This is a genomic window from Bacillus sp. CGMCC 1.60114 (assembly GCF_042676365.1).
GTDB lineage: Bacteria > Bacillota > Bacilli > Bacillales > Bacillaceae_G > Bacillus_A > Bacillus_A rhizoplanae_A.
In genome coordinates, this window is sequence record NZ_JBHTHG010000118.1 from 366775 (window position 1) to 390489 (window position 23715).

General features: G+C 34.7%; 20 protein-coding genes and 1 pseudogene. 13 read left to right on the top strand and 8 right to left on the bottom strand.

The features are described from left to right. Positions 1–4: 4 nt before the first annotated feature. Positions 5–895 (top strand): NAD(P)-dependent oxidoreductase, encoded by an 891-nt coding sequence (locus tag ACFQZ1_RS23200; RefSeq protein ID WP_377884515.1) that lies wholly within the window; start codon positions 5–7, stop codon positions 893–895. 44 nt (positions 896–939) lie between these two features. Next, positions 940–2400, top strand: a complete 1461-nt coding sequence (locus tag ACFQZ1_RS23205) for a CoA-acylating methylmalonate-semialdehyde dehydrogenase (protein ID WP_377884517.1) — start codon at positions 940–942, stop codon at positions 2398–2400. 69 nt (positions 2401–2469) lie between these two features. On the opposite strand, the gene ACFQZ1_RS23210 is transcribed toward ACFQZ1_RS23205, so the two are convergent. Together ACFQZ1_RS23210 and ACFQZ1_RS23215 are read right to left on the bottom strand one after the other, a co-directional pair. Then, positions 2470–3522: an enoyl-CoA hydratase/isomerase family protein gene (locus ACFQZ1_RS23210; protein WP_377884519.1), complete on the bottom strand. Its 1053-nt coding sequence runs from the start codon at positions 3520–3522 to the stop codon at positions 2470–2472. 14 nt (positions 3523–3536) lie between these two features. Next, the gene (locus ACFQZ1_RS23215) at positions 3537–4322 is read right to left on the bottom strand and encodes an enoyl-CoA hydratase-related protein (RefSeq protein WP_377884521.1); all 786 of its coding nucleotides are present in this window, start codon (positions 4320–4322) and stop codon (positions 3537–3539) included. Between the two features lie 740 nt (positions 4323–5062). Between ACFQZ1_RS23215 and ACFQZ1_RS23220 the strand changes: the two genes are divergently transcribed. The 7 genes and pseudogenes from ACFQZ1_RS23220 to ACFQZ1_RS23250 all read left to right on the top strand — a co-directional run bounded on the left by ACFQZ1_RS23220 (position 5063) and on the right by ACFQZ1_RS23250 (position 13148). Continuing rightward, on the top strand, positions 5063–5323 hold the full coding sequence (locus ACFQZ1_RS23220) for a hypothetical protein (protein WP_377884523.1): 261 nt from the start codon (positions 5063–5065) through the stop codon (positions 5321–5323). Between the two features lie 532 nt (positions 5324–5855). After that, the gene (locus ACFQZ1_RS23225; protein WP_377884525.1) at positions 5856–6095 is read left to right on the top strand and encodes a DUF2584 family protein; all 240 of its coding nucleotides are present in this window, start codon (positions 5856–5858) and stop codon (positions 6093–6095) included. Between the two features lie 21 nt (positions 6096–6116). Continuing rightward, positions 6117–7274 carry an exonuclease SbcCD subunit D gene (locus tag ACFQZ1_RS23230; protein WP_377884527.1) on the top strand — a complete coding sequence of 386 codons (1158 nt, stop codon included), beginning with the start codon at positions 6117–6119 and terminating at the stop codon, positions 7272–7274. After that, complete coding sequence (locus ACFQZ1_RS23235) at positions 7271–10360, top strand: AAA family ATPase (RefSeq protein ID WP_377884529.1); 3090 nt, start codon at positions 7271–7273, stop codon at positions 10358–10360. Before ACFQZ1_RS23230 ends, ACFQZ1_RS23235 begins: the two co-directional genes overlap by 4 nt. A 343-nt stretch (positions 10361–10703) precedes the next feature. Then, positions 10704–11180, top strand: a pseudogene (locus tag ACFQZ1_RS23240) (GNAT family N-acetyltransferase); the annotation flags it as partial. A 105-nt stretch (positions 11181–11285) separates the two neighbouring features. Beyond that, complete coding sequence (locus ACFQZ1_RS23245) at positions 11286–11822, top strand: DinB family protein (protein WP_377884530.1); 537 nt, start codon at positions 11286–11288, stop codon at positions 11820–11822. A 189-nt stretch (positions 11823–12011) separates the two neighbouring features. Continuing rightward, positions 12012–13148, top strand: a complete 1137-nt coding sequence (locus ACFQZ1_RS23250) for a metallophosphoesterase (RefSeq protein ID WP_377884531.1) — start codon at positions 12012–12014, stop codon at positions 13146–13148. 567 nt (positions 13149–13715) lie between these two features. Here the strand turns inward: ACFQZ1_RS23250 and ACFQZ1_RS23255 are convergent. Continuing rightward, positions 13716–14231, bottom strand: coding sequence for a DinB family protein (locus ACFQZ1_RS23255; protein WP_377884532.1), 516 nt, complete (start codon positions 14229–14231; stop codon positions 13716–13718). Between the two features lie 391 nt (positions 14232–14622). Continuing rightward, entirely contained in the window at positions 14623–16107 is a 1485-nt protein-coding gene (locus tag ACFQZ1_RS23260; RefSeq protein WP_377884961.1) for a DHA2 family efflux MFS transporter permease subunit, read from the bottom strand. A 249-nt stretch (positions 16108–16356) separates the two neighbouring features. Here ACFQZ1_RS23260 and ACFQZ1_RS23265 point away from each other — a divergent pair, with 249 nt between their 5' ends. The 3 genes from ACFQZ1_RS23265 (at position 16357) to ACFQZ1_RS23275 (ending at position 18520) form a co-directional block, all read left to right on the top strand. Beyond that, positions 16357–16956: a TetR/AcrR family transcriptional regulator gene (locus ACFQZ1_RS23265; protein ID WP_377884533.1), complete on the top strand. Its 600-nt coding sequence runs from the start codon at positions 16357–16359 to the stop codon at positions 16954–16956. 490 nt (positions 16957–17446) lie between these two features. After that, on the top strand, positions 17447–18079 hold the full coding sequence (locus ACFQZ1_RS23270; protein ID WP_377884963.1) for a YdbC family protein: 633 nt from the start codon (positions 17447–17449) through the stop codon (positions 18077–18079). 33 nt (positions 18080–18112) lie between these two features. Then, complete coding sequence (locus tag ACFQZ1_RS23275; protein ID WP_377884534.1) at positions 18113–18520, top strand: NUDIX hydrolase; 408 nt, start codon at positions 18113–18115, stop codon at positions 18518–18520. Between the two features lie 72 nt (positions 18521–18592). On the opposite strand, the gene ACFQZ1_RS23280 is transcribed toward ACFQZ1_RS23275, so the two are convergent. The 4 genes from ACFQZ1_RS23280 to ACFQZ1_RS23295 form a co-directional block, all read right to left on the bottom strand. Further along, entirely contained in the window at positions 18593–20293 is a 1701-nt protein-coding gene (locus ACFQZ1_RS23280) for a pyruvate oxidase (RefSeq protein WP_377884535.1), read from the bottom strand. 431 nt (positions 20294–20724) lie between these two features. After that, complete coding sequence (locus ACFQZ1_RS23285; protein WP_020061359.1) at positions 20725–20910, bottom strand: cold-shock protein; 186 nt, start codon at positions 20908–20910, stop codon at positions 20725–20727. An 87-nt stretch (positions 20911–20997) separates the two neighbouring features. Further along, entirely contained in the window at positions 20998–21201 is a 204-nt protein-coding gene (gene cspD / locus ACFQZ1_RS23290; protein WP_090911503.1) for a cold-shock protein CspD, read from the bottom strand. A 271-nt stretch (positions 21202–21472) separates the two neighbouring features. After that, positions 21473–22225: a class I SAM-dependent methyltransferase gene (locus ACFQZ1_RS23295; protein WP_377884536.1), complete on the bottom strand. Its 753-nt coding sequence runs from the start codon at positions 22223–22225 to the stop codon at positions 21473–21475. 578 nt (positions 22226–22803) lie between these two features. Between ACFQZ1_RS23295 and ACFQZ1_RS23300 the strand changes: the two genes are divergently transcribed. After that, positions 22804–23688 (top strand): GNAT family N-acetyltransferase, encoded by an 885-nt coding sequence (locus ACFQZ1_RS23300; RefSeq protein WP_377884537.1) that lies wholly within the window; start codon positions 22804–22806, stop codon positions 23686–23688. Positions 23689–23715 lie beyond the last annotated feature (27 nt).

Below are 23715 nucleotides of genomic sequence, written 5' to 3' on the forward strand. Positions count from 1 at the left end.
CAGTATGAAGAAGATTGGTTTTATCGGTTTAGGTAATATGGGTCTTCCAATGTCTAAAAATTTAGTTAAATCAAATTATACGGTATATGGAGTCGATTTAAATAAAGATGCTGAAGCTTCCTTCGAGAAAGAAGGGGGAATCATCGGTTTATCAATTGCAAAATTAGCAGAAACATGTGATTTGATTTTTACAAGTTTACCGTCACCGCGAGCTGTTGAAGCTGTTTATTTTGGAGAAGAGGGTTTAATTGAGAATAGTCATTCGAATGTTGTTTTAATTGATACAAGTACAGTAGCTCCGCAACTAAATAAAAAGCTTGCAGATGCTGCGAAGGATAAAAAAGTCGATTTCTTGGCTGCACCGGTTAGCGGTGGAGTGATTGGAGCGGAAAACCGCACATTAACTTTTATGGTTGGTGGACCAAATGAAGTATATGAAAAAGGTTTACCAGTGATGGAAGTATTAGGAGCAAATGTATTTCATGTGAGTGAGCAAATTGATAGTGGTACGACTGTAAAATTGATTAATAACTTATTAATTGGTTTTTATACAGCGGGTGTTAGTGAAGCTCTGACATTAGCAAAGAAAAACAATATGGATTTAGATAAAATGTTTGATATTTTAAATGTGAGTTATGGACAAAGTAGAATTTATGAGCGTAATTATAAAAGCTTTATTGCGCCAGAAAACTATGAACCAGGATTTACTGTAAATCTACTAAAGAAAGACTTAGGATTTGCAGTTGATTTAGCAAAAGAAGGTGAGCTTCACTTACCAGTGAGTGAAATGCTTTTGAATTTGTATGATGAAGCTGGTAAAGCGGGATATGGTGAAAAAGACATGGCTGCTTTATATCAAAAGGTAAGTGAACAATTAATCTCTAGTCATAAATAATAATGAATACTAGCAAATATAAAAAATAAAAAGGAGCGAATACAATGATTACAACAGAAATTAAACGCGTGAAAAATCATATTAATGGTGAATGGGTAGAATCTACTGGCACAGAAGTGGAAGCTGTTCCGAATCCTGCGACTGGGAAAATAATTGCTTATGTTCCACTTTCTCCAAAAGAAGATGTGGATCGTGCTGTTGAAGCTGCAAAAGCAGCATATGAAACATGGTCTAAAGTACCAGTTCCAAATCGCTCAAGACAGCTATATAAATATTTACAACTTTTACAAGAAAACAAAGATGAGCTTGCAAAAATCATTACATTAGAAAATGGTAAAACATTAAAAGATGCAACTGGTGAAGTGCAGCGAGGGATTGAAGCTGTAGAACTGGCAACATCAACACCAAATTTAATGATGGGGCAAGCACTTCCAAATATTGCGGGTGGAATTGATGGTTCAATTTGGAGATACCCAATTGGAGTTGTTGCTGGTATTACACCGTTCAACTTCCCGATGATGATTCCACTTTGGATGTTCCCATTAGCAATCGCTTGCGGTAATACATTTGTATTAAAAACATCTGAAAGAACGCCGCTTTTAGCAGAAAGACTAGTAGAATTATTCTATGAAGCGGGCTTCCCGAAAGGGGTTTTAAACTTAGTACAAGGCGGAAAAGATGTTGTAAATAGCATTTTAGAAAATAAAGATATTCAAGCTGTTTCATTTGTTGGATCCGAGCCAGTTGCACGCTATGTATACGAAACAGGAACAAAATATGGAAAACGAGTACAAGCACTTGCAGGAGCGAAAAACCATGCAATTGTAATGCCGGACTGCGATATTGAAAAGACAGTACAAGGTGTCATTGGTTCTGCATTTGCGAGCAGTGGAGAGCGCTGCATGGCATGCTCTGTTGTAGCGGTAGTGGATGAAATTGCTGATGAATTCATTGATGTTCTTGTATCAGAAACGCGTAAATTAAAAGTCGGTGATGGTTTCCATGAAGAGAATTATGTAGGTCCATTAATTCGTGAATCTCATAAAGAGCGTGTACTAGGCTATATTAATAGCGGTGTAGCAGATGGAGCTACTTTATTAGTAGATGGCCGTAAAATTAATGAAGAAGTTGGGGAAGGGTATTTCGTTGGAGCAACAATCTTTGATGATGTGAATCAAGATATGAAAATTTGGCAAGATGAAATTTTTGCTCCAGTATTAAGCATTGTGAGAGTAAAGGATTTAGAAGAAGGAATTAAGCTTACAAACCAATCAAAATTTGCAAATGGTGCAGTCATTTATACGTCAAGTGGTAAACACGCACAAACATTCCGTGATAATATCGATGCAGGGATGATTGGCGTAAACGTAAACGTTCCAGCTCCAATGGCATTTTTCGCATTTGCAGGAAATAAAGCTTCTTTCTACGGTGACTTAGGTACAAATGGAAAAGATGGTGTACAATTTTATACACGTAAAAAAGTAGTAACAGAGCGCTGGTTTTAGGAAAAATGTAAAAAAAGTGTCCAATATCATGGACACTTTTTTTAATAACATAAGCTTTATTTTGTATAATTAGCTTCTTAGAAGGTTAAAAAAATTATTTACAATCTCTTCTGAAACATCTTCTAAATGTTTATATTTATACTGTGGATTTTGATCTTTATCTATGACAACCGAGCGTATTCCCTCGAAAAAGTCTTCATGTCTCAGAAAGTTTTTAGCGAGCACAAGATCAGTAGCAAAGCACTCTTCTAATGTCTTCTCCTCTCCATCAATAAATTGTTTTAAGGTTACTTTTAAGGAGAATGGGGATTTTGACAACATTATTTCTTTTGTTTGAGTTGCAAAATGGGTCCCATCTTTTTCTAAAGAATGAATAATCTCTTCAACAGTATGAAAAGAAAAGTGCTTATTAATCTCTGTTTGGAATGAGGACAGTTCACTTTCATTAGCAGGAAGATCGGAATAGTCATCGATTAGCTGTGTTAATGCTGTATGTATGTCTTTTGCATGCCAATCTATTTGTTCGATATGATTAAGAAAAGCATTCAAATTTTCACTTGTCATGTAAAAGTCTGCAGCATTTATATATAATACATCAGGAGCTTTAATGACAGAAGCTGTTAATGCTAAGTAACGTCCTGTATATCCAGGAGCTCTATTCAAGAAATAATCAGCTCCGACATCAGGGAAAAAACCAATATTCATTTCTGGCATAGCCCATTTTGTTCGCTCAGTTACAATTTTATGACTAGCTCCGTAAGTGAGCCCAACACCTCCGCCCATAACAAAACCATCTAAACATGCGACAATCGGTTTAGAAAACTTATAAACAAGCATATCTAATTGGAATTCATCTTCAAAAAATTGCTCAGCTTTTTGCATAGCAGATTCATGTAAACGAGCTTCGTAAAGAGTTTTAATGTCACCACCAGCACAAAGCCCCTTTGTACCTGCGCCTTTTATAATGACAAGATGAATTTGATCATCAGATTCCCATTCTTTTAGCTTTTGTGTAATCGGTCCTATCATTTCATATGAAATTGAGTTTAATGCTTTTGGGCGATTTAACGTAATAGTAGCTACGCCATTTGCGTGAATCGAAAATAGAACTTGATCAGTCATAATATGTCCTCCTTTTATGAATGTCTAAAATTAGGTTTTCGCTTCTCTACGAAAGCTTGAATGCCCTCTTTAGCATCATCAGTTACAAATAACTCAGAGAATTTTTCGCGCTCTCTTTTCAGGCCTTCAACCATATTTTCGTTATATCCTTGTGTAATGCATTCTATCGCACGGGTGATGCTAGTCATGCTTTTTCCATCTAAGTATGATTGAGCAATTAGGAGAGCGGTTGGTAACAGTTCCTCTTGGGAAACGACTAATTGAACGAGACCAAGCTCGGCCGCTTCTTTTCCGCTTACTTGTTTGCTCGTTAAAATTAAGTCTAAAGCCGTTGCCATATTTGTTATTCTGCTAAGGCGTTGTGTACCACCGAATGTTGGGATTAATCCAAGTTTTAATTCCGGTAAACCAAGGATAGCATTATCTGATGTAATTCTAAAATGACATCCCATAGCTAATTCTAATCCACCGCCAAGAGCAGGACCGTTTATGGCAGCAATAACCGGCTTCTTCATGGCTTCTATTTCGTCACAAAGTGCTTGTCCTGCTTTTGCCATTGCTAATCCTTTCTCTTGGTCTCCCAGTGCTGAAACAAACTCTTTAATATCGGCACCTGCTACGAAAAAACGTCCAGCACCAGTTAGAATAATAGCTCTTGTTTCGTCATCTTCAGCAAGCGTTGAAAAGATAGAGCGTAATTCAGCTATGCAAGCAGATGATAAGGCATTTGCCGGGGCATTATTTACCTCTACTATTGTAATAAAGTTTTGTTTTTTTACATTTGCAAATTTAGTTTCCATTATCTATATCCTCCTTTTTGATCATCTATTTTTTTGCAAGAATTGTGCCAATTCAAATGTTGTACGTTAACAAGGAGGAATTGAACACAAAGTGTTTAAACGTCTAAACAAATAGACATTTTGTAAGGAAACAGAGTGAGCATATTATGCAATGATTATACAATGAAAATCGATGTCTAAGGGTGTAAAAAGAGCTCGGCTTTTGTATATAAATTTCTAGTTTTATTTCTTGAATCCTGCAATTTTATATGTCTTTTTTTGTTTTAAAATGAAGAGCAAATGAGTATACTGTAGAAAGTAAAAGAGATGTTCAATAGTAGTGCGTTCTTTCGTGTTTTGTATATCATCCTGCTAAAGTTTTTAGACTGAAAGAATATGTCTTTTAAAATAAAAAAGTGACAAACAATTAAAAATACGTAAACAAGGAAAGTATGAGAATGTATGAAACGGAAACCTGGCATATTTTGACGAGTTATTTTTGAAGGATTTTCATTAAAGAAAAAGGAATATACAACTTCTAACGATAAATTGATATTGTTTGGAAAAGGTTGTTATTGAATATATAATTTGTAATTTTTTAGAATAAAGGTTTTAATAAATATGTATAGTATATTTTCTATATTTAGGTTTGTGTTTTGTTGTTATTATGTCCTATGTACTAGGTTCACTTGTAAGTTTTATTTATCATAAGTATAGAATGTCTAATGTGCCCAAAGAAAGGAAAGAAAGGGGAGATCGGAATGTCAGGGCCTTTGTTATTATCGGTCATTATTTTATCTTCTCTTATGATTGGCTTAACTTTCTATTTTCATCAAGAAGATGCACAACATGATACTATACAAGATAAAGTACGCTTTGTATTCCCAGTCTTTATCTTAACAATTGCGATTAGTTTTGCATTAACTCAAAATGATTATGTTGCGATTCTTTCGTGGCTTTTAACAACAGTATTATTATTTGTAGTTTTGTACGTTGTGATGAAGGATTATTTACAAAAATAAAGTGAAGTTTCTATCAGTGGGGGATCATCCCTCACTGATGGTTAGTTGAGCAAATCGGATTTTTCCGGACAATTATTCTCCACCTATTTTCTTCGAATTTCTCACAAATAGCGGGATAAAAGTGCCTTAAACGGCATTTTTATTTTAAACATAAAGATAATTTCATATACCGTATTAAGATTTAAAATTAAAAATAGCATCAACAAAATTATTTATGTCTATCTCGCTGTTCACAGATGTGAATAGGTTTCTATAATATATTGAAAAAAGTAGTTCCAGAGGAGTTTGTTGTAGATGGTATATGGAAAACTCTTTCAGCAAGATATTAAGGAGATAAGTGGCGGGGTTTTCATATTCTTTTATTACTTTTCTCATACTACAAATGAAGAGTTGAAGATATATTGCATTCATAATGTTGTAAGTAGAGGGAATTCTCATTTGGGAAGTCATATCTTTCTTACTGATTCCCTTGTCAATCAGTAATGCCCGCTATACTATTAAAATAGAGACATAAAAAAAGGAGTGTTTTCGCATGAAATTTGAAATGCATACAAAGATTATTGCAAACGAAACAGAGAAACGATTACATATAGAAGATAATATATTTCAGTTAATTATAGAAGGATATCATTTATTTGTAGTTGATGAAATATTGCCTGTGTATAAAACAAATCAAGAACTTGTTGGAAGTGCAGTTATAAAAAAAGTGGAATGGACAGAAGGAAAGACGACGCTTTTATATCAGCTTATTTCACTTCAATCTGTGAATTAATAAAAAGAAAGGAAGGGAAAAATGAAATTTTTTCATACAGCCGATTGGCATTTAGGAAAGCTTGTTCACGGTGTTTATATGACAGAAGATCAGCGATATGTCTTAGAACAATTCGTACAAGCTGTTGAAGAAGAAAAACCAGATGCCGTGATTATTGCAGGAGATTTATACGACCGTGCTATTCCGCCAACAGAAGCGGTAGATTTATTAAATGAAGTATTACAAAAAATTGTGATTGAATTACAGACACCAGTACTTGCGATAGCTGGGAATCATGATAGTCCAGATCGTATTCATTTTGGGAGTGGCTTAATGAAGAAACAAGGGCTGCATATTATTGGGCAATTTCAATATCCATATGAGCCTGTTATCATGAATGATGAATACGGAGAAGTGCATTTTCATTTGGTTCCATATGTTGATCCAAGTATTGTTCGTCATGTGATGAAAAATGATGATATTCGTAGTCATGATGATGCGATGCGTATTTTTATGAATGAGTTATCGGAAAGTATGGATAAAGAGGCGCGTCATGTTTTTATCGGACATGCTTTCGTAACATCGTCCGGGGAAGCGGAAGAAAATACAAGTGATGCTGAGAGACCATTATCAATTGGCGGAGCAGAATATGTAAATAGTCATTATTTTGATGCTTTTCATTATACAGCGCTTGGTCATTTACACCAAGCGCATTATGTACGTAATGAAACAATTCGTTATGCAGGATCACCCCTCGCGTATTCGATTTCGGAAGAGCATCATAAAAAAGGATATTACATTGTTGAATTAAATGAAACAGGGGAAATAACGACTGAGAAACGGTCATTAACACCAAAGCGGAAAATGAGAACAGTCGAAGCAAAAATTGATGAATTGTTGCAGCATCCTGTTTGTGAAGACTACGTATTTGTGAAATTATTAGATGAAAACCCTGTACTACAGCCGATGGAAAAGATTCGTTCGGTTTATCCGAATGCGATGCATGTAGAGCGTGTTATGCAAAGAAAAGAGTTAGCAAATGAAAATGCTACAGTCACTTCACGTCATAAAATGGATGATCTTTCCCTTGTAAAAGCTTTTTATAAAGAAATGAAAGGGACTAAATTATCGGAAGAAAAAGAACATCTCTTCTTAGAAGTGTTAAAGAAAGTTCATGAGCGAGAGGGGGAGAGAGCATGAGACCTATCAAACTTATTATGACAGCGTTTGGTCCATATAAGCAGCAGGAAACGATTGATTTTGAAGAATTAGGTGAACATCGAATCTTTGCGATTTCTGGAAATACAGGTGCAGGAAAAACAACGATTTTTGATGCGATTTGTTATGCGTTGTACGGAGAAGCGAGTGGAGAAGAACGCAATGATACGAGTATGCTTCGTAGTCAATTTGCTGATGATAACGAGTATACAAGCGTTGAATTATTATTTCAATTAAAAGCAAAAACCTATTGTATAAAGCGTCAACTGGGCCATAAAAAACAGGGGAACAAAACGATTACAGGCCATACGATTGAATTTTATGAAGTCGTTGATGACGAAAAAATCCCATGTGTAGATCGCTTTCACGTGACCGATGTAAATAAAAAAGTGGAAGATTTAATTGGTCTTAGTAAACATCAATTTAGTCAAATTGTGATGCTTCCACAAGGTGAGTTTCGTAAGCTATTAACATCTGAAACAGAAAATAAAGAAGAAATTTTACGCCGCATTTTTAAAACGGATCGATATAAATTAATGCGAGAGTTATTAGATCAAAAGCGTAAAGAATGGAAAGATGTTCTGCAAGAAAAGCAAAAAGAACGGGAATTGTATTTTCGTAACGTTTTCAAGCTTCCAGTGCGGGATGGTGCGCTGCTGGAAATATTAGCAAATCAAGAACATGTGAATACACATCAAGTAGTAGAAGCGCTTCAACAAGAACTCGCTTTTTATGAAAAACAAGAAAAGCAATTTGAACAGCAAGAATTAATGCAGCTAAAGCAATTAAAAGAAGCGGAAACAGGGTATCATGAAGCGAAGGCTTTAAATGATAGATTGCAAGATTTGCAAACAAAACAAAGTCGTTATGACTCATTGCAGCAGGAACGTTCTTCTATTGAAGGAAAAGAGCAGCAATTTAAACAAGCTGAGCAAGCAAGCCGGTTATTGCCATTTGAACAGTGGTATGATGAAGCGGTTCAAAGTGCTCAGCAAGCCGAGCAATATATGAAACAAATCGCTGCAAAACAAGAACAACTTATATTAGCCTATGAGCGTGCAGAGCAGCAGTATGAACAAGAAAAAAACAATGAAGCAGTTCGTGAAGAAACGAAGCGAAACGTACAAATGCTAGAAGAGTTAAAAGAGGTTATCGCAACATTTGCTGATAAAAAAATAAAATTAGCGGCGTCAGAAAAACAAATGGAGCAATTTAAACTTGAAATAAGTCAGTTAGAAAAACAGCAAGAATCTAGCAGTACACAAAAGCAACAGCTTTCCAATAAGTTAAAACAGATTGAACAAGCACTTGAGCAATATCGAGCAAAAGTAGAACAGTTAAGTCGTATGCGTGAGGATGCAAAAGTATTAAAAGATGCATATCAAGTGTGGCAAGAAGTGCAAAAGTATGAGAGGGAAAGAAAAGGCGCGTTAGAACATATGAGTGCGGCTCAACAAGCGTATGAAACGTTGGAGAAATCATGGTTAAGCGAACAAGCTGGTCAGTTAGCGATTCATTTACACGATGGTAAACCTTGCCCGGTTTGTGGTAGTACTTCTCACCCAAACAAAGCGACTGAACAAGAAGTGTCTATTAATGAAGAGCAGTTAAATATTCTTCGTGAACAAAAAACACAAGCTGAAAAGCAACACGTTCAAATAGAAGAAAAATGTAATTTTTATAAAGGTCAATATGAAGAATTATGTAAAGAAGTACAGAGTCGTGGATACGCTGTATCAGAGTTAGCAGATGCATATCAAACGTTAATTCAACAAGGCAAACAGCTAGCTGCAGAAGTAAATGAATTAAAAGCAAGTGAAGAAAAACGGAAACAATTATCACCGCAGTTGCAAAATCTAGAAGAACAATTAGATATATTGCAGAGGGCTAAACGTGATGTAGAAGGAAAATTGCATCGCTCTGAAATGGAATCGATCCAAATGCGAACGTCATATGAAAATGACAAAGAAAAAATTCCAGCAGAAATGCAAACATTAGAAGCGTGGCAACAAGCGTATGAAGAAAAAGCTTCTTTACTTCGTCGTCTGCAAGAAGCATGGCAAAGAGCCCAAGAGGAATTTCAGCGTTGCATGAGTGAAAAAATTCGTGTTGAAGAAGCATATAAAGCAGCACAGCAACAATATACACAAGGAAATGAGAACAAAGAAGAAAAGTATGCACGTTTTATGGCAGAACTTGAAGCAAGTGGTTTTGCGAGTCAGCAAGCATACACAGAGTCTAAAATGTCAGACGCAGAGCGTAACGATTTGCAACAACACATTCAAGCGTATTACTCAATGCTTGAAGTATTAACAAAACAAATTGAAGAATTAACAGAGCAGCTACAAGGAAAAGAATGGACAGAGTTAACGCAACTAGAAGAACAGTTGAAAGGACTAGAAATTCAACTTGATATTATAAAAGAACAACGTCAGCGTACAAAAAGTGCCAATGAATATATTTCCGATTTGCATGAAAATATTCGCCGCATTGATGAACAAATTTATGAAGAAGAAGCGGCATTCCAAGAACTTGTTGATTTATATGAAGTTATGAAAGGTGATAATGAAAGTCGCATTTCGTTTGAGCGCTACATTTTAATAGAATATTTAGAGCAAATTGTTCAAGTAGCCAATGAACGACTTCGTAAATTATCAAATGGGCAATTTTACTTAAAACGAAGTGAACGCGTGGAAAAACGAAATCGTCAAAGTGGTTTAGGGTTAGATGTGTATGATGCTTACACAGGGCAAACGCGCGATGTAAAAACATTGTCCGGCGGCGAGAAATTTAATGCATCTCTTTGTTTAGCACTCGGTATGGCTGATATCATTCAATCATACGAAGGTGGTATTTCAATTGAAACGATGTTCATTGATGAAGGTTTCGGTTCATTAGATGAAGAATCGTTAACAAAAGCGGTAGATGCCTTAATCGATCTTCAAAAATCAGGCCGCTTTATTGGAGTAATTTCACACGTGCAAGAATTGAAAAATACAATGCCAGCTGTATTAGAAGTAATGAAGCAAAAAGATGGATGTAGTAAAACACGATTTGTTGTGAAATAGATAGAGTGCAACTTCCATTAGTCCGAGATAAAAATATCTGTTACGTTGAGAAAACAAAGATGAGCGTGTGAAATAAATGTGAGATTCTATTAAACAATTAGAAGTAAAGAGGATTATAAAAAGTAGTTATTATTCAAATATAATAACTGCTTTTTGTTTTAGAATTTAAACTTTTTGGATTAGTATGATAATATTTTGTAATAAGGTATCTACAAATATAGAAAAGAAAGAAGGGCGAGGGGGCATGATAGAATTACTACAATTTTCCCAAGAAGATTGTCCTGTTTATCTTAAAGAACAAATTATTTTTTTAATGTGAAATGAGTGGCCTCGAGTATTTGAAGGCCAGAATGGGGATATACGTTGGCCAGATTGTCCAGAAACTCATCCAACTTCTTTAGTTCTAGTAGAAAATGATGTTGTAATTAGCCATATTGCCATTCCGTATAAATATATAAAACATCGAGGACAAACTTATAAAGCATTTGGTCTTAGTGAAGTTATGACAAATCCTTCTTATCGTAATCAAGGGTTTGGTGTAAGACTTGTAAAAGAAGCTGTTTCTTTTATAGAAAAAACTGATCTGGATATCGGTATTTTTACTTGTGAGCCTTCTTTGGTCGATTTTTATACTCAAGGTGGATGGGAACAGGCAAAACATACATATCTTATTGGAGGTACGCGTAATAAACCGTTCCGAAGTGACTCTTTAGGTCTATGTACTATGATTCGTTTTTTCTCAGATCAAGCTCAACAAAATAGAGTTGCTTTTGAGGAAGCGGATGTTTACTTGGAATTAGGAGAAAGAAAACTATGGTAGGGTTACGGTTTCAGTTTCAGTTTCAGTATTATGAATCTACAGCATGAAATACATAGATGTAAAAAATAGTATGAGTTTATAAAATGATTAAAAAGGATGATGAGCATGCAAAAGAGACCAGAAGCAAATGAATATAACCCGTATTATTCAACATACATAAACTTATTGCCAGATGGAGATATCATACATATTCTAGAGCAGCAAATGAAGGAAACAATTCTTTTACTGATAGGTATTTCTGATAATGAGGCACATTTTCGATACGCTCCTAATAAATGGAGTATAAAAGAAGTAATCGGTCATATTGCGGATACTGAACGTATTATGGGTTATCGACTGCTTTCTATAGCGAGAGGCGAGACAGCGGAACTTCCTGGATATAACGATGATATGTATGTTCTTAGAGCTGCATTTGATAAGCAATCTATGCAAGATCTTCTTGAGAATTTAACAGTTGTTCGCCAATCTACTGTGCATTTGCTTAAAAGTTTAGATAAAGAAGCTTGGTTACAAAGGGGAATTGCGAACAATTCTGAAGTCACGGTTCGTGCATTGGCAAACATTATTGCTGGTCATGAGCTTCATCATCGTCAAATTATAAAAGAACGTTATTTGAGTTCGGATGCTTATCCATCCAGCTGAAATATGAAATTGTAAATGAAAATAAAAATAAAAAAAGAGATTGATTCGTAAACAATTCTGAATTAGTCTCTTTTTTGTTTTACTGCGTGTCAGTGGAATTATAAAAGTTTTTATGTCAAAATAAAATTCTCATTACATATAATTGTTAATTCATTATAGTATGTAAATATTCGTAAATGAACGGTTATAATGAAACATATAGAAGAGGGGGATACTTTGAAAACGAGAAATTTATTTAATATTTTTATTTTATTTACTCTTTATACGTTGTTAATGATTTACATTGGATGGAATGGCTGGGTATGGATTCATACGACTTTTCACATTCAATCTTGGGGATATTATGCGATTATAGTTGGATTATTTTCATACGCGTATGTTCTAGATCGATTGATTAAATTTGATTCACCTCTTAGAACAATTGGTTCTTATTGGTTTGCAGTCATACAATATGCAGTCATACTATTACCAATAGCGGATGTAACAGTGTTCATTTTAGATTGGTTCTCTATTCCAAAAGAACAATCTATTTTTTGGACTGGAATAATCGTTCTTCTTATTTTTGTTCTTATTTTTGCCTATGGAACATTTAATGCGTATAGTCCAATCGTTCGGAAATACGAGATTCACGTACCTAAAAAAGCTAATAATCGTAAGACACTTCGAATTGCGATGGCTTCAGATATGCACTTCGGTAAACTGTCTGGCTTGTCACACCTTCAAAGATTGGTTGATCATGTAAATGATATGAAACCGGATATCATACTTTTGCCGGGAGATATCATTGACGATCATCCAGAATATTTTATAAAAAAGAATATGGGACAAGTGATGAAACAAATGCATGCTCCGCTTGGTATCTATGGGGTGTTAGGAAACCATGAATATTACGGCGGAGCTATTCCGGAGTTTTTGCAGGAAATGGATAAGATTGATGTAAAGATATTATTAGATGAAGTTGTAAAAATTGAAGATTGTTTTTATATTGTAGGAAGAAGAGATAAGACGGATCGAAATCGTAAAAGTTTTGAGGAGTTAATGAGTGCTGTAGATAAGAGTTTTCCAATCGTTGCAATGGATCATCAGCCATTTGAATTAAAGCAAGCTGAAGCATCAGGTGTTGATTTATTATTGTCTGGACATACTCATAGAGGACAAATGGCACCGAATCATATCATTACAAGAAGAATGTACGAATTAGATTGGGGATATGTACAGAAAGACTTATTTCATGCGATTGTTTCCTCGGGATTTGGATTTTGGGGACCGGCTTTAAGACTTGGGAGTCGATCAGAGATTATTCAAATAGAACTTACATTTGATTGAGTAGAAAAAACAAGGGGTTACCTGTAAACACTGTTCCTAGTCTGATTTACTAAATATAGAGATAGACTGAACAAATATAAGATGTTGCACTTTATATTTAAAGGGATGAATCTTTATAAGAGATTTATCCCTATTTTTTTATATAAAAGACCACTTGGAAGAACCTTTACAACAACAACAAACTGTTTTACTAAGACAATGTAAATGTTGGGGTAAATGAAGTTGGTTGTAATATAAAATCTTGTTTGTTTAATAATAAATTCAAATGAAAATGAACGTACTTTTTGTTGAAGCGTATATTAAAAGTTTGCCAAGATGTTAATTCTATCAGATGGAGCTTTCGAACCATAACAAGATTCATTCTGCTGTAGCTTTGAAAAAAAGTTTGATGAAATTAACTCTATAAACCTTGATAAAATAGTAAATAGAAAAAGCGTGTTTTGAAAAAAGATTGATCAAAACACGCTTTAAATATATTCAATTAAACCATTCGTTTATAAATAAGTTTGATCATTTCTTGATCCTTGTGCCATTAAAGCGCCCGATTGTGAAATTGGCAAAGGTAGTCTAATTATCGAATAGCCCTCTTCCTCTCAGATTTGCGGAAATTGGCTCCTTTCCTATTTCACGTGCCCATATAGATAACTGGCCGATATGGTGGATTTCGTGGACAATGACATGACGTATGATCTCTCCGTGTGTACATTCAATGACTCGGCGCCTGATTAGTGCGTCTCTAGAGCTAGTAGGTTCTTCATTGAAATCAGTTTCTGAAAGTTTCCGAGAATCCATTTCATTTGTCCAAGATGTCACAAATGGCTTCACTTTCTCGTGGTATTGAGCTGAAAGATTTTTCACTTTTTGTAACCTAGCATAATCTTCAAATAATGGCTCCTTAGGCACTGGTTCACCTCGCAAACCTATGATCCACATATATTCCACATCTACAATGTGAAATAGGGTATGTAGGATACTGCCGAACCCACCGACCCGTTTCTTTAATAGCTCTTCATCCGGTATGTCTTCGCACAATGTAAACCAATCATCACGAACTTGCCAGTTATATTGAAACAGTTTCAACATCACAACAACCTCCATCTTTTAGATTAACATTTAATATTCACCAAAAGACTTCAAAATCCTTATTTAAATAATAACTCTAAAAAACCTGTTAAAATCCTCTACAAACGGGCCCTTTAATTGAACATTCCAGATAAAGTTAAAGGGTTAAAAGAAAAACCCTATTATACAGGGTTTTATCAAACTTTGTTTTAAATTATCAATCTTTTTTATAAATCAACATCTGCGATCGAACTTTTTCCTTCAGGGGCTCTTACAGACTTGGAAGTAAAAGGTTTGTCTAAAATTGAAAGCAGAAAAACCATACCTTGTTGAATGGGTATGGTCTGCTAAGCATTTTGTCTTAGTTGTCCCTTTTGGTATACAATTGGGGTATTTTTGAATTCTTTGTATATTATTGATTTGCCTTTGAAATTCCTACTGGCTTCCTTAAAGATATGTTGGATTTTTCTTCGGAAGCATTTTTAACACGTTTGATAAAGAAGGAAAGTAGCAAACTAATTATTCCGATTATAAGAATAATAAAATATGAGTCAGTTATTCCATGGATGGAAGCTTCCATAATCATATGTTGTTGTGTTTCACGTTGTCCTCCTCCCGTGGCGATTAAGTCTTGAAAGTAATTCTTTGTACTGTTTGTCATTACCGTCACAAGTAGTGCAGTACCTATTGCACCAGCTACTTGTCTAATGGTGTTGGATATAGCTGTGCCATGTGCATAAAGACTAGATGGTAATTGATTTAAACCTGCAGTCTGTATAGGCATAATCATCATCGCCATCCCGATACGACGAAATGTAGACATCAGAATGAGAAAAGTGTAGCTGGTCGAGTCAGTCAAATCGATAAAGCCAAGGGTTGAGATGATAATAATAGCTATACCGATAATAGAAAGCCATTTTGCTCCAAAGCGGTCAAAGAGCTTTCCAACTATAGGACTTAGCAAGCCCATTAGAAGTGCTCCAGGAAGCATAAGCAAACCAGACTCCAATGCAGTAAAACCGCGAGCATTCTGAAGGTACAGAGGAAGCAACATCATATCTGCATACATCATCATGGTAACACCTATATTTATAAGGGTAGTCAAGGTAAACATGTTGTATTTAAAGGCTCGAAGATCCAGTAATGGATTTTGAGAGACCAGTTGACGCCAAGTGAACAGGGAAAGGGCAAGGATTCCTACAATTAGAGGAACAACTACCTCTGTACTTGACCAACCATTGTTGCCAGCTTGGCTGAAGCCATACATTAAAGTACCAAATCCGATGGTTGAAAGGATTACACTAATAAAGTCTACCTTGGAGCGGACAGTTTCTGACACATTTTTTAGATAAATAAAACCGCAGATGATAACAATAACCGCAAATGGAATCATGCCGTAAAACATGGCTTGCCAAGGAAATGTATCAAGAACATAACCAGTAAGAGTTGGTCCAATTGCAGGGGCAAAAATAATAGCTAGCCCAACCATACCCATAGCCGATCCTCTCTTCTCTGGAGGGAAAAGCGATAAAACAACAGTCGTGAGCAAAGGCATAATAATTCCAGCACCAGCTGCTTGAATCAACCGGCCGGTCAGAAGTACAGGGAAATTGGTTGCGACTGCAGAAACAATCGTTCCGACAAGAAAAATAACCATTGAACTTTGGAATAATTGACGAGTGGTAAATCTTTGCATTAAAAAGCCTGTGATAGGAATCAAAACCCCATTTACCAACATATAACCCGTTGTAAGCCACTGAGCTGTTGAAGCTTTAATACCAAAATCATTCATTAACTCCGGAATGGCAACACTCATGATTGTTTGATTAAACGTTGCCAGGAAAGCACCTATTATCATCACAAACATGATTGGTCCCTTTTTTATAGATTGACTCATTGTTGCACTCTTACTCAAATTCATTCATCCTTTCAAGTATTCTATCGTATATTTAATTTACAATATGTTGTATAATCAACATTGTATAAATGAGATTATATACACAATTTATAGTGTTTACAATCTACAAATAGTGACAATGTGTAAAGTAGTTTACATAAATAAGTTTTATGTAGTTTATCCTGAAGAAATACGACGTAAATATTTAGAATGTAGCTTTGCATTTGACAAGAAAGGAAAGAGGAAATAATGGAAAATAAAAAGTCTCAAACAGACCCTCGCATACTCCGTACACGAAAATTAATTAAAGATGCCTTTGTTGAATTACTTGAGGAAATGGATATCCAAAAAATATCTGTTAATCGATTGGCAGAGCGAGCGACCATCAATCGAGTGACCTTTTATCTACATTATCGTGATATTCCAGATATGTTGGGAAAAATGACGGAAGATATGATTGAGGACATTTCAATGGCTCTTAATAAAACACAAATGAATCACATATTTTCTGAAGATGAGATTTGGCAAACATTAGAGAATCTCCTTGAGCATATAGCTGAATATGCAAACTTTTATAAAGTCATTCTAACGTCTAAGCAAATCCCGATCTTTAGAGATAGTTTATTAAAGTTATTGAGGGAAAGGATATCTACAAGGATAGAAGAACACGGAAGATACACAGATTATCAGATAAAAGATGTAAAAAGAGACGTTATGATATGGTATCATTCTTCAGCTATAATAGGTACGATTATTTCTTGGCTTCAAAATGATATGCCATATACACCAACTTTTTTAGCGAAACAATTCTCTTTGCTTCACCATAGAAGGCTAAATGAAGAAAGTTGATTATGTGCAAAATTTAACTATGTTAGTGTAGGTATGCGCTGAACTCTGTGTGGTAAAAAAATCCGTGTTCTCCTAGCTGATGACTTACAAATTGCACGAGAGCAGATAAAATTATGAATAAATGTACTTAAAGTAACAGGATGCTTTAGTCAAACAAGAATTATAAATAGAATTTAATAAGAAGCAATGTAGTACTGAAGTTAATTGTACCACTGCACTTATTTTAAATGTTGTGGTAATAACGAGTCTTTACAGGTCATTTAAAGTAAAAGGGACAGATTCTATCCCTTTTACTTTTATCTAAATGTAAAACATCATATATATAATTTTATGATTTCTGTCCATTAGGAAATATTACTTTTTGGTTTTAAATTTCTTATAATTTTGATTTTTCCATTTAATTTATTTAAAATAAAAATATGAGGTTTTAGTGATGTCAATGAAGAAAGAGCTGTATGAAAGTTTTGAAGAAAATAAGGGGGATACGAGTATGTTAATTAAGTCTATTAATTGTAAAGTTGACGAAGAAAAAAAGGAACGATTTTCAACTGCTCAAGAGCAATGGGGAGAGTTAAAAGAATTAGAAGGGTTTCACGGACAAATCGGGGGATGGAATGAATCAGAAGCTTATATAGTCGGTTGCTGGGAAAATATGAAAATGTATCAAAGTTTTATGAATGAAACACATGATACGATTTTTCAGAGTAGCCATCAAAAAGATACGTATACATCATGTGAAACGGAACTATATCAATCTTTATTTGACATAACGGATACCTCATTTGTAGAAGCAATGGAGCATAGCTCCTTCCTACGAGTAGCAATATGTGATGTGAGGCAAGGGAACGAAAAACAATTTTTACATATGCAAGAAAACGTTTGGAATCCAGGTATGGCAAGAACAGAAGGAATGATGGGAGGCATTGTTGGAAGATCTCTTTCTTCGAACCGTTACATTGTTCTGTCTTTATGGAAAGATGCAGCAGCTCACCAACATTATGTGAAAGAAATATTCCCTCAATTACACCATATAGCAAACCCATCTGAACCAGTGTTACATATAGAGGGGAAACAACTCACACTTGTCAGTTCTTGGTCTGTACTACCTATTCATTGTGTATAAAAATTCATTCATGCATACAAAGGAGTGGCATGTATGCCTTATCCAAAGCATATTGTAACGGCTGCAACGGTCGTATTAAATGATAAAAATGAAATTTTACTTTTAAAAGGTCCAATGCGAGGCTGGGAAATCCCTGGTGGTCAAGTAGAAGAAGGGGAAGCAATTCCAATAGGTGCTATTAGAGAGGCGAAAGAAGAGACCGGAATTGATATTGAGATTATAAAGTATTGCGGAGTATACCAAAATGTTTCACAATGTATTTGCAATCATTTGTTCATAGGAAAGCCAGTCGGTGGACAAGTTGCAACGAGTAGCGAAAGCTTAGAGGTAGGGTATTTTCCTATTGAAGAAGCATTACAAATGGTAACATGGACAAATTTCAAAGAGCGTATTTTATATTGTTTAGATGAAAAGAAACAACCATTTTTGGTGACTTTTTAATGAAATAACAGAATAGATATCGATAAAACAGCGGTTGTTGAAAAATAAACCGCTGTTTTATATTAGTATTTTTTATAAAGGAGGTAAATCAATTTTTCCTTCCTCAAATAACTCTTTCAGCATGTGCTTTGTATAACCAGCTGCCTGTGCGAATGTAATTTTTGCAGGCATAGGGGCTTCATTGACATCAACGATAACGTCAATAATACAGGGTTTATTTTGTTTTACAGCTTTTTCAAAAGCAGGCATTAACTCCTCAAGTTTTTCCACACGGTAACCAATTCCACCGCATGCTTCAGCATATTTTGCGAAATTTGGATTTGTAAGTTCTGTACCAAATTCAATATTTCCCATTACTTCTTGTTCAAATTTAATCATAGCAATTTTATGGTTGTTTAATACGACTACAATGATTGGGAGGTTATATTTCACAGCTGTTACAAAATCATTCATTGTCATACCAAATCCACCATCTCCGCAAATTGCGAAAACTTGTTTATTTGGATACGCAATCTGCCCGGCAATTGCGCCAGGAAGACCGCAGCCAAGTGTTGCTAACCAGCTCGACAAAATGAAGCGTTGATTTGTCATACGGAAATGGCGTGCTGTCCAAACTGTTACATTTCCTACATCTACTGATAAAATAGCATCATCGTGTGCAACTTGCTGCACAGCATGCATTACTCTTTGTGGTTTAATTGGAATAGAAGTGTCGTTTTCTTGATTGTGCAGTTTTTCTTCCCACTTCTTCATCAGTTCTTGATGATGCTCTAAGAAAAAGTGATCGTTATGTTTTTCAATATTTTGTGTGAGCCATTTTAAGGTTTTATCCGCATTACCAGCAAGACCAATATCAGTTGGATAACGCTTTCCGATTTGTGCTGGATCTGTGTCGATATGAATTGTTTTTGCTTTGTCTGGCAAAAATCCTGTGAATGGGTAAGAAGTACCGACCATAATGAGTGTATCAGCATTTTTCATTGCTTCATATGAAGGTTTTGTCCCGATTAAACCTAAACCACCGATACAAAGTGGATGCTCATCTGGAATAATCCCCTTAGCTGGAAGTGTTAACACAATAGGAGCTCCAATATGTTCTGCAAAAGCAAGTAAAGATTCCCTTGCATCTTTGGCTCCTTTTCCTGCTAGAATAACAGGTTTTTCTGCTTTATTTAAAGCAGCCATTGCTTTTTCTAAATCATGCTTTTGCGGAAATAACTCCGGCATCGTAAAAGAAGAGGTTGTAATTCGTGCTTTTGCATCTACCTCAAATTTTTGAATGTCATCCGGAACTGTAAGAACTGACACGCCTTTTTTTGTATAAGCCATGCGAATTGCCTGATTTACAACAGCTGGAAGTTGTTCAGCTGACATGATTCGCTGATTATAAACTGCAACATCATCAAACATTCTTTCTAAATTAACCTCTTGAAAAAAACCAGTTCCAATTAAATCAGACTCAATTTGACCGGTAATAGCGAGGACCGGTGCTTGATCTAATTTAGCATCATATAATCCATTTAGTAAATGAATTGCACCTGGTCCTGCGATTGCCATGCATACACCGAGTTTTCCTGTTAATTTTGCATAAGAAGCGGCTGCTAAAGCACCTGCTTCTTCGTGACGGACTTGAATGAATTTAATTTTATCTTGTGCTTTACGAAGGGGTTCGATAATAGAATTAATGGAATCACCCGGCATGCCATATACGTGATCAACGCCCCATTCGATTAGTAAATCGACTAGTACTTCACCAGCTGTTTTTCGAAACAATGTACTCACTCCTTTATCATTAAGCTAAATTTATTTTTTGATAAAAGAGGTAAAATATACAAATAAATGGAAGGTGTGGAGAAGATAGTTTATTTAATTACGATAATCCACAATGATAAGATATACAAGGGGAATGAAAGTACTGTGTACGAAAAAGATTCACATAGGAGAGTAAGCACAATAAAACAAGCAAAGTAGCTAATTTACTACTTTGCTTGTTTGTTGTAATAAAGTACAAGGAAAAAGTGAAAAGTACTCAATGATTCATATGGTTAGTAAAGTGATGTATTTTCTGCTGATGATAATAAGAAGGGAAGAGAATTCAATAGCTGTTAGCGCTTATGTATAGCTTGGAAATCATTTGAATCATCATTAGGGGAGATGTAAGAAAAAGCCTTGCAGAGAACATCCTGCAAGGGGCAAACTATGGTTTATCCTAATCGAGGCAATAAACGTTCTCCGCTTTTCATTTCACTTCCACATAAAGGACATTTCGGATGTTCTTCAAATGCGAAATTCTTTCGCATCCATCCTAAGCACTCTTCTGACTCACATTCCCAAACTGGGATTTCTTCTGGTGCTACTTCTGCAACGTCATTCTTTTTGTTACGATACATGAGATCACTCCTTTTATGTGAAATATTTGTTTATATAAGTAAAAAGGTTGTTAACCGTTCGTGTTAACAACCTTTTTATTGTCTAAATTATAGCTTTACAACGTTTTTAGCTTGAGGTCCGCGGTTACCTTCTTCAACTTCGAAGCTAACTTCTTGACCTTCGTCAAGAGTTTTGAAGCCATCGCCAGTGATAGCTGAGAAGTGAACGAATACGTCGTTTCCGTCTGCAACTTCGATGAATCCGAAACCTTTTTCGCTGTTAAACCATTTTACTTTACCTGTTAATGTCATGGTAAATGCCTCCTAAAAATAAAAAAATAAATGTAATATGATCCGTCTTATTTCTAAGAAAATAAAAATTCACATATTATCAAAAACCCATAAGGAACGCATATCATCCCTATTGATGCTTGATAATATGTGAAGTGGATTTGTTAGTATAGTGTATTCTATGGTTCCATTTTACAATGAAATGAGAAATATTGCAAGTGATGGTAACATTTTTGATATCCTAACAAATTACCTCTCCATACAGGATTAACTGACTTGGAGAGGTAGTGGGTTATAAGGAAGCTACGATATAGAATCGATGTGCTTTTACTTCAACATATTCAGCCTGTTGAATAGAGTTATGGATGTGAAGTAGGTGATCTTCATATTTGGATACGGAAAAATCAGGGATTTGCCATGGAACTGCTTTTAAATAATACACAATGCTTCCGATGTCGTAAAAGCGTTGATAAGGGAATGCTTCTTGTTGCTTAAGAATTTGAAAGCCAGCTTGTTTTAATTTGAAAGAGGCATATTTCATATTCCAATAAATGTATTTGCTTTCTGTATTTGCATGAAGCAGGTGATTTAATTCTAAATTATCTAATCCGCCAACTTGTTGTGTGATAAAAACTCCCTTTTGCTTTAAAATTCTTTTTATTTCTGTCTCAGAATATGATTCATGTTTATTAATAATTAAATCAAATTGGTTATCTGCGAAAGGTAAACATGTATCATCCTCGACTGGATAAACAGAGACACCTAAAGGCTCTAACTTTGCTTTTGCTAAAGTTATATTTGGTGGATAGCCTTCTGTTGCTGCAGTTCTAGCAGGAAGAGGGGTTAACAAAGATAAAAACTCACCGCCACCGGTCCCCATATCTAGCATGTTATCTACTTTTTGTATATAGTGTAATACATTTGCTGCATAACTCCACGGCAGAGGCTCTGTACTAAGCCTACCGGTATCTGCTAAAAATGAGAAGTTCCATCCATGAAAAGGTTTATCGGCCTGTTTAATGAAATTGTAAAAAGTGTCCTTCATAATAATTCCTCCTGAGTTATATATTAATAGCTGTAATATATAAGAGGAGGCCCACGACATGAAATGAAGTTACTATATGTCTGTTACATAGTGATACATATATGTACATTTCCTTTCTAGTAGAATATCAATGAAATATCTTAAGCGTTATTGTAAGATTTTAACGGCGATTAGTAAATATCGAAATCAGAAAAATGAGATTTTTTATTAGTAATAAGAAGAATAGTATGAAGAAGTTGTATAAAATATGGAATTACAAATGAAATTTTGTTAAGAATTTTTTTGAAATGAAACTTCAGGGTTAGAAAAGTTTAATTAGATAAACAACGTTTAATTTCAATCTAAACACTATTCAAACTAAATAATTAAGAAATAAAAATAAAAACTATATATCATTATATATGAATATACTTTTATTCCGCTTTTTTATAATGGTGATTATATTTTTGTGAACATAAACTTTTTTTAAAAATTTATGATAATATATTGTAAGATAAAATTTATTCTTTATGTCACTTCTTACATTTTATGTTAAAAAAAGGGGAATATAAGTAGTGATTTGTAAGTGGAGGAACAACATGGATAATCTTACAATTTGTGTTAATTATACGTTTGAAAATGAACGAAGAGAACAATTATACGAGTTGTTCGAACGAGTATTTCACATTCCGGTACATATATTACAAGACTTTTATAAAAAGGGATTTTGGAATGAAACATACTCTCCGTTTACTTTATTTGAAGAAGATACAGCAATTGCAAATGTTTCTATGTTTTCAATGCCAATGATGGTTGGGGGAGAGCGTATAAAAGCAGCTGGCATTCAGTCTGTGATGACACATCCTGATTATCGTAATAAAGGTTTGATGAAGCAATTGTTGTGTGAAGCATTGAAAAACATAGATGAAGAGTATACATATTCATTTTTATTTACAGAAACACCAGAACTGTATACATCATTTGGCTATCAAGTAGTGAAAGAATATATATCCACTATGCGGTATGAAAAGAATGAACTACAGTTATCGGCTATTCGAAAATTAGATTTTTTTAATGTAGAAGATTTGCAGCTTATAAAAGATGTATTTGAAAACAAAGAATGTCTTTCGCGAGTTTTTGCACCGTTACACTATCAATCTTCTTTTTATTTACATATGTACGATGAAAAGTGGAATGATAAGCTTTACTTTTCAGAAGAACTCAAAGCTATACTTATATACGAAGTTGTTGATGGTGTTTTAAAGTTATATGGAGTAATAAGTGAATTAATGCCTGTATTAGATGAATTATGTGCGGTAATTCCGGAAGCATTTCACACAATAGAGTTTTATTTTTCTCCAGATCAATTAGGAGTCGAAGATTTCGAGTTGAAATTATATGAATCAAATAAGCATTTTATGGTAAGAGGAGAACTTCCTAGTGAATTTAATCAGTGTAAGTTTCCAATCTTAGCAGAATTTTAATTTTTTTATTTAGAATAGTTAGAAAAT

What these genes read in the sequence shown, in the direction of transcription:
- ACFQZ1_RS23200 (WP_377884515.1), top strand. Translation starts at nt 5, where the DNA reads ATGAAGAAGATTGGTTTTATCGGTTTAGGTAATATGGGTCTTCCAATG.
- ACFQZ1_RS23205 (WP_377884517.1), top strand. Translation starts at nt 940, where the DNA reads ATGATTACAACAGAAATTAAACGCGTGAAAAATCATATTAATGGTGAA.
- ACFQZ1_RS23210 (WP_377884519.1), bottom strand. Translation starts at nt 3,522, where the DNA reads ATGACTGATCAAGTTCTATTTTCGATTCACGCAAATGGCGTAGCTACT.
- ACFQZ1_RS23215 (WP_377884521.1), bottom strand. Translation starts at nt 4,322, where the DNA reads ATGGAAACTAAATTTGCAAATGTAAAAAAACAAAACTTTATTACAATA.
- ACFQZ1_RS23220 (WP_377884523.1), top strand. Translation starts at nt 5,063, where the DNA reads ATGTCAGGGCCTTTGTTATTATCGGTCATTATTTTATCTTCTCTTATG.
- ACFQZ1_RS23225 (WP_377884525.1), top strand. Translation starts at nt 5,856, where the DNA reads ATGAAATTTGAAATGCATACAAAGATTATTGCAAACGAAACAGAGAAA.
- ACFQZ1_RS23230 (WP_377884527.1), top strand. Translation starts at nt 6,117, where the DNA reads ATGAAATTTTTTCATACAGCCGATTGGCATTTAGGAAAGCTTGTTCAC.
- ACFQZ1_RS23235 (WP_377884529.1), top strand. Translation starts at nt 7,271, where the DNA reads ATGAGACCTATCAAACTTATTATGACAGCGTTTGGTCCATATAAGCAG.
- ACFQZ1_RS23245 (WP_377884530.1), top strand. Translation starts at nt 11,286, where the DNA reads ATGCAAAAGAGACCAGAAGCAAATGAATATAACCCGTATTATTCAACA.
- ACFQZ1_RS23250 (WP_377884531.1), top strand. Translation starts at nt 12,012, where the DNA reads ATGAAACATATAGAAGAGGGGGATACTTTGAAAACGAGAAATTTATTT.
- ACFQZ1_RS23255 (WP_377884532.1), bottom strand. Translation starts at nt 14,231, where the DNA reads ATGTTGAAACTGTTTCAATATAACTGGCAAGTTCGTGATGATTGGTTT.
- ACFQZ1_RS23260 (WP_377884961.1), bottom strand. Translation starts at nt 16,107, where the DNA reads ATGAGTCAATCTATAAAAAAGGGACCAATCATGTTTGTGATGATAATA.
- ACFQZ1_RS23265 (WP_377884533.1), top strand. Translation starts at nt 16,357, where the DNA reads ATGGAAAATAAAAAGTCTCAAACAGACCCTCGCATACTCCGTACACGA.
- ACFQZ1_RS23270 (WP_377884963.1), top strand. Translation starts at nt 17,447, where the DNA reads ATGTTAATTAAGTCTATTAATTGTAAAGTTGACGAAGAAAAAAAGGAA.
- ACFQZ1_RS23275 (WP_377884534.1), top strand. Translation starts at nt 18,113, where the DNA reads ATGCCTTATCCAAAGCATATTGTAACGGCTGCAACGGTCGTATTAAAT.
- ACFQZ1_RS23285 (WP_020061359.1), bottom strand. Translation starts at nt 20,910, where the DNA reads ATGTATCGTAACAAAAAGAATGACGTTGCAGAAGTAGCACCAGAAGAA.
- cspD (WP_090911503.1), bottom strand. Translation starts at nt 21,201, where the DNA reads ATGACATTAACAGGTAAAGTAAAATGGTTTAACAGCGAAAAAGGTTTC.
- ACFQZ1_RS23295 (WP_377884536.1), bottom strand. Translation starts at nt 22,225, where the DNA reads ATGAAGGACACTTTTTACAATTTCATTAAACAGGCCGATAAACCTTTT.
- ACFQZ1_RS23300 (WP_377884537.1), top strand. Translation starts at nt 22,804, where the DNA reads ATGGATAATCTTACAATTTGTGTTAATTATACGTTTGAAAATGAACGA.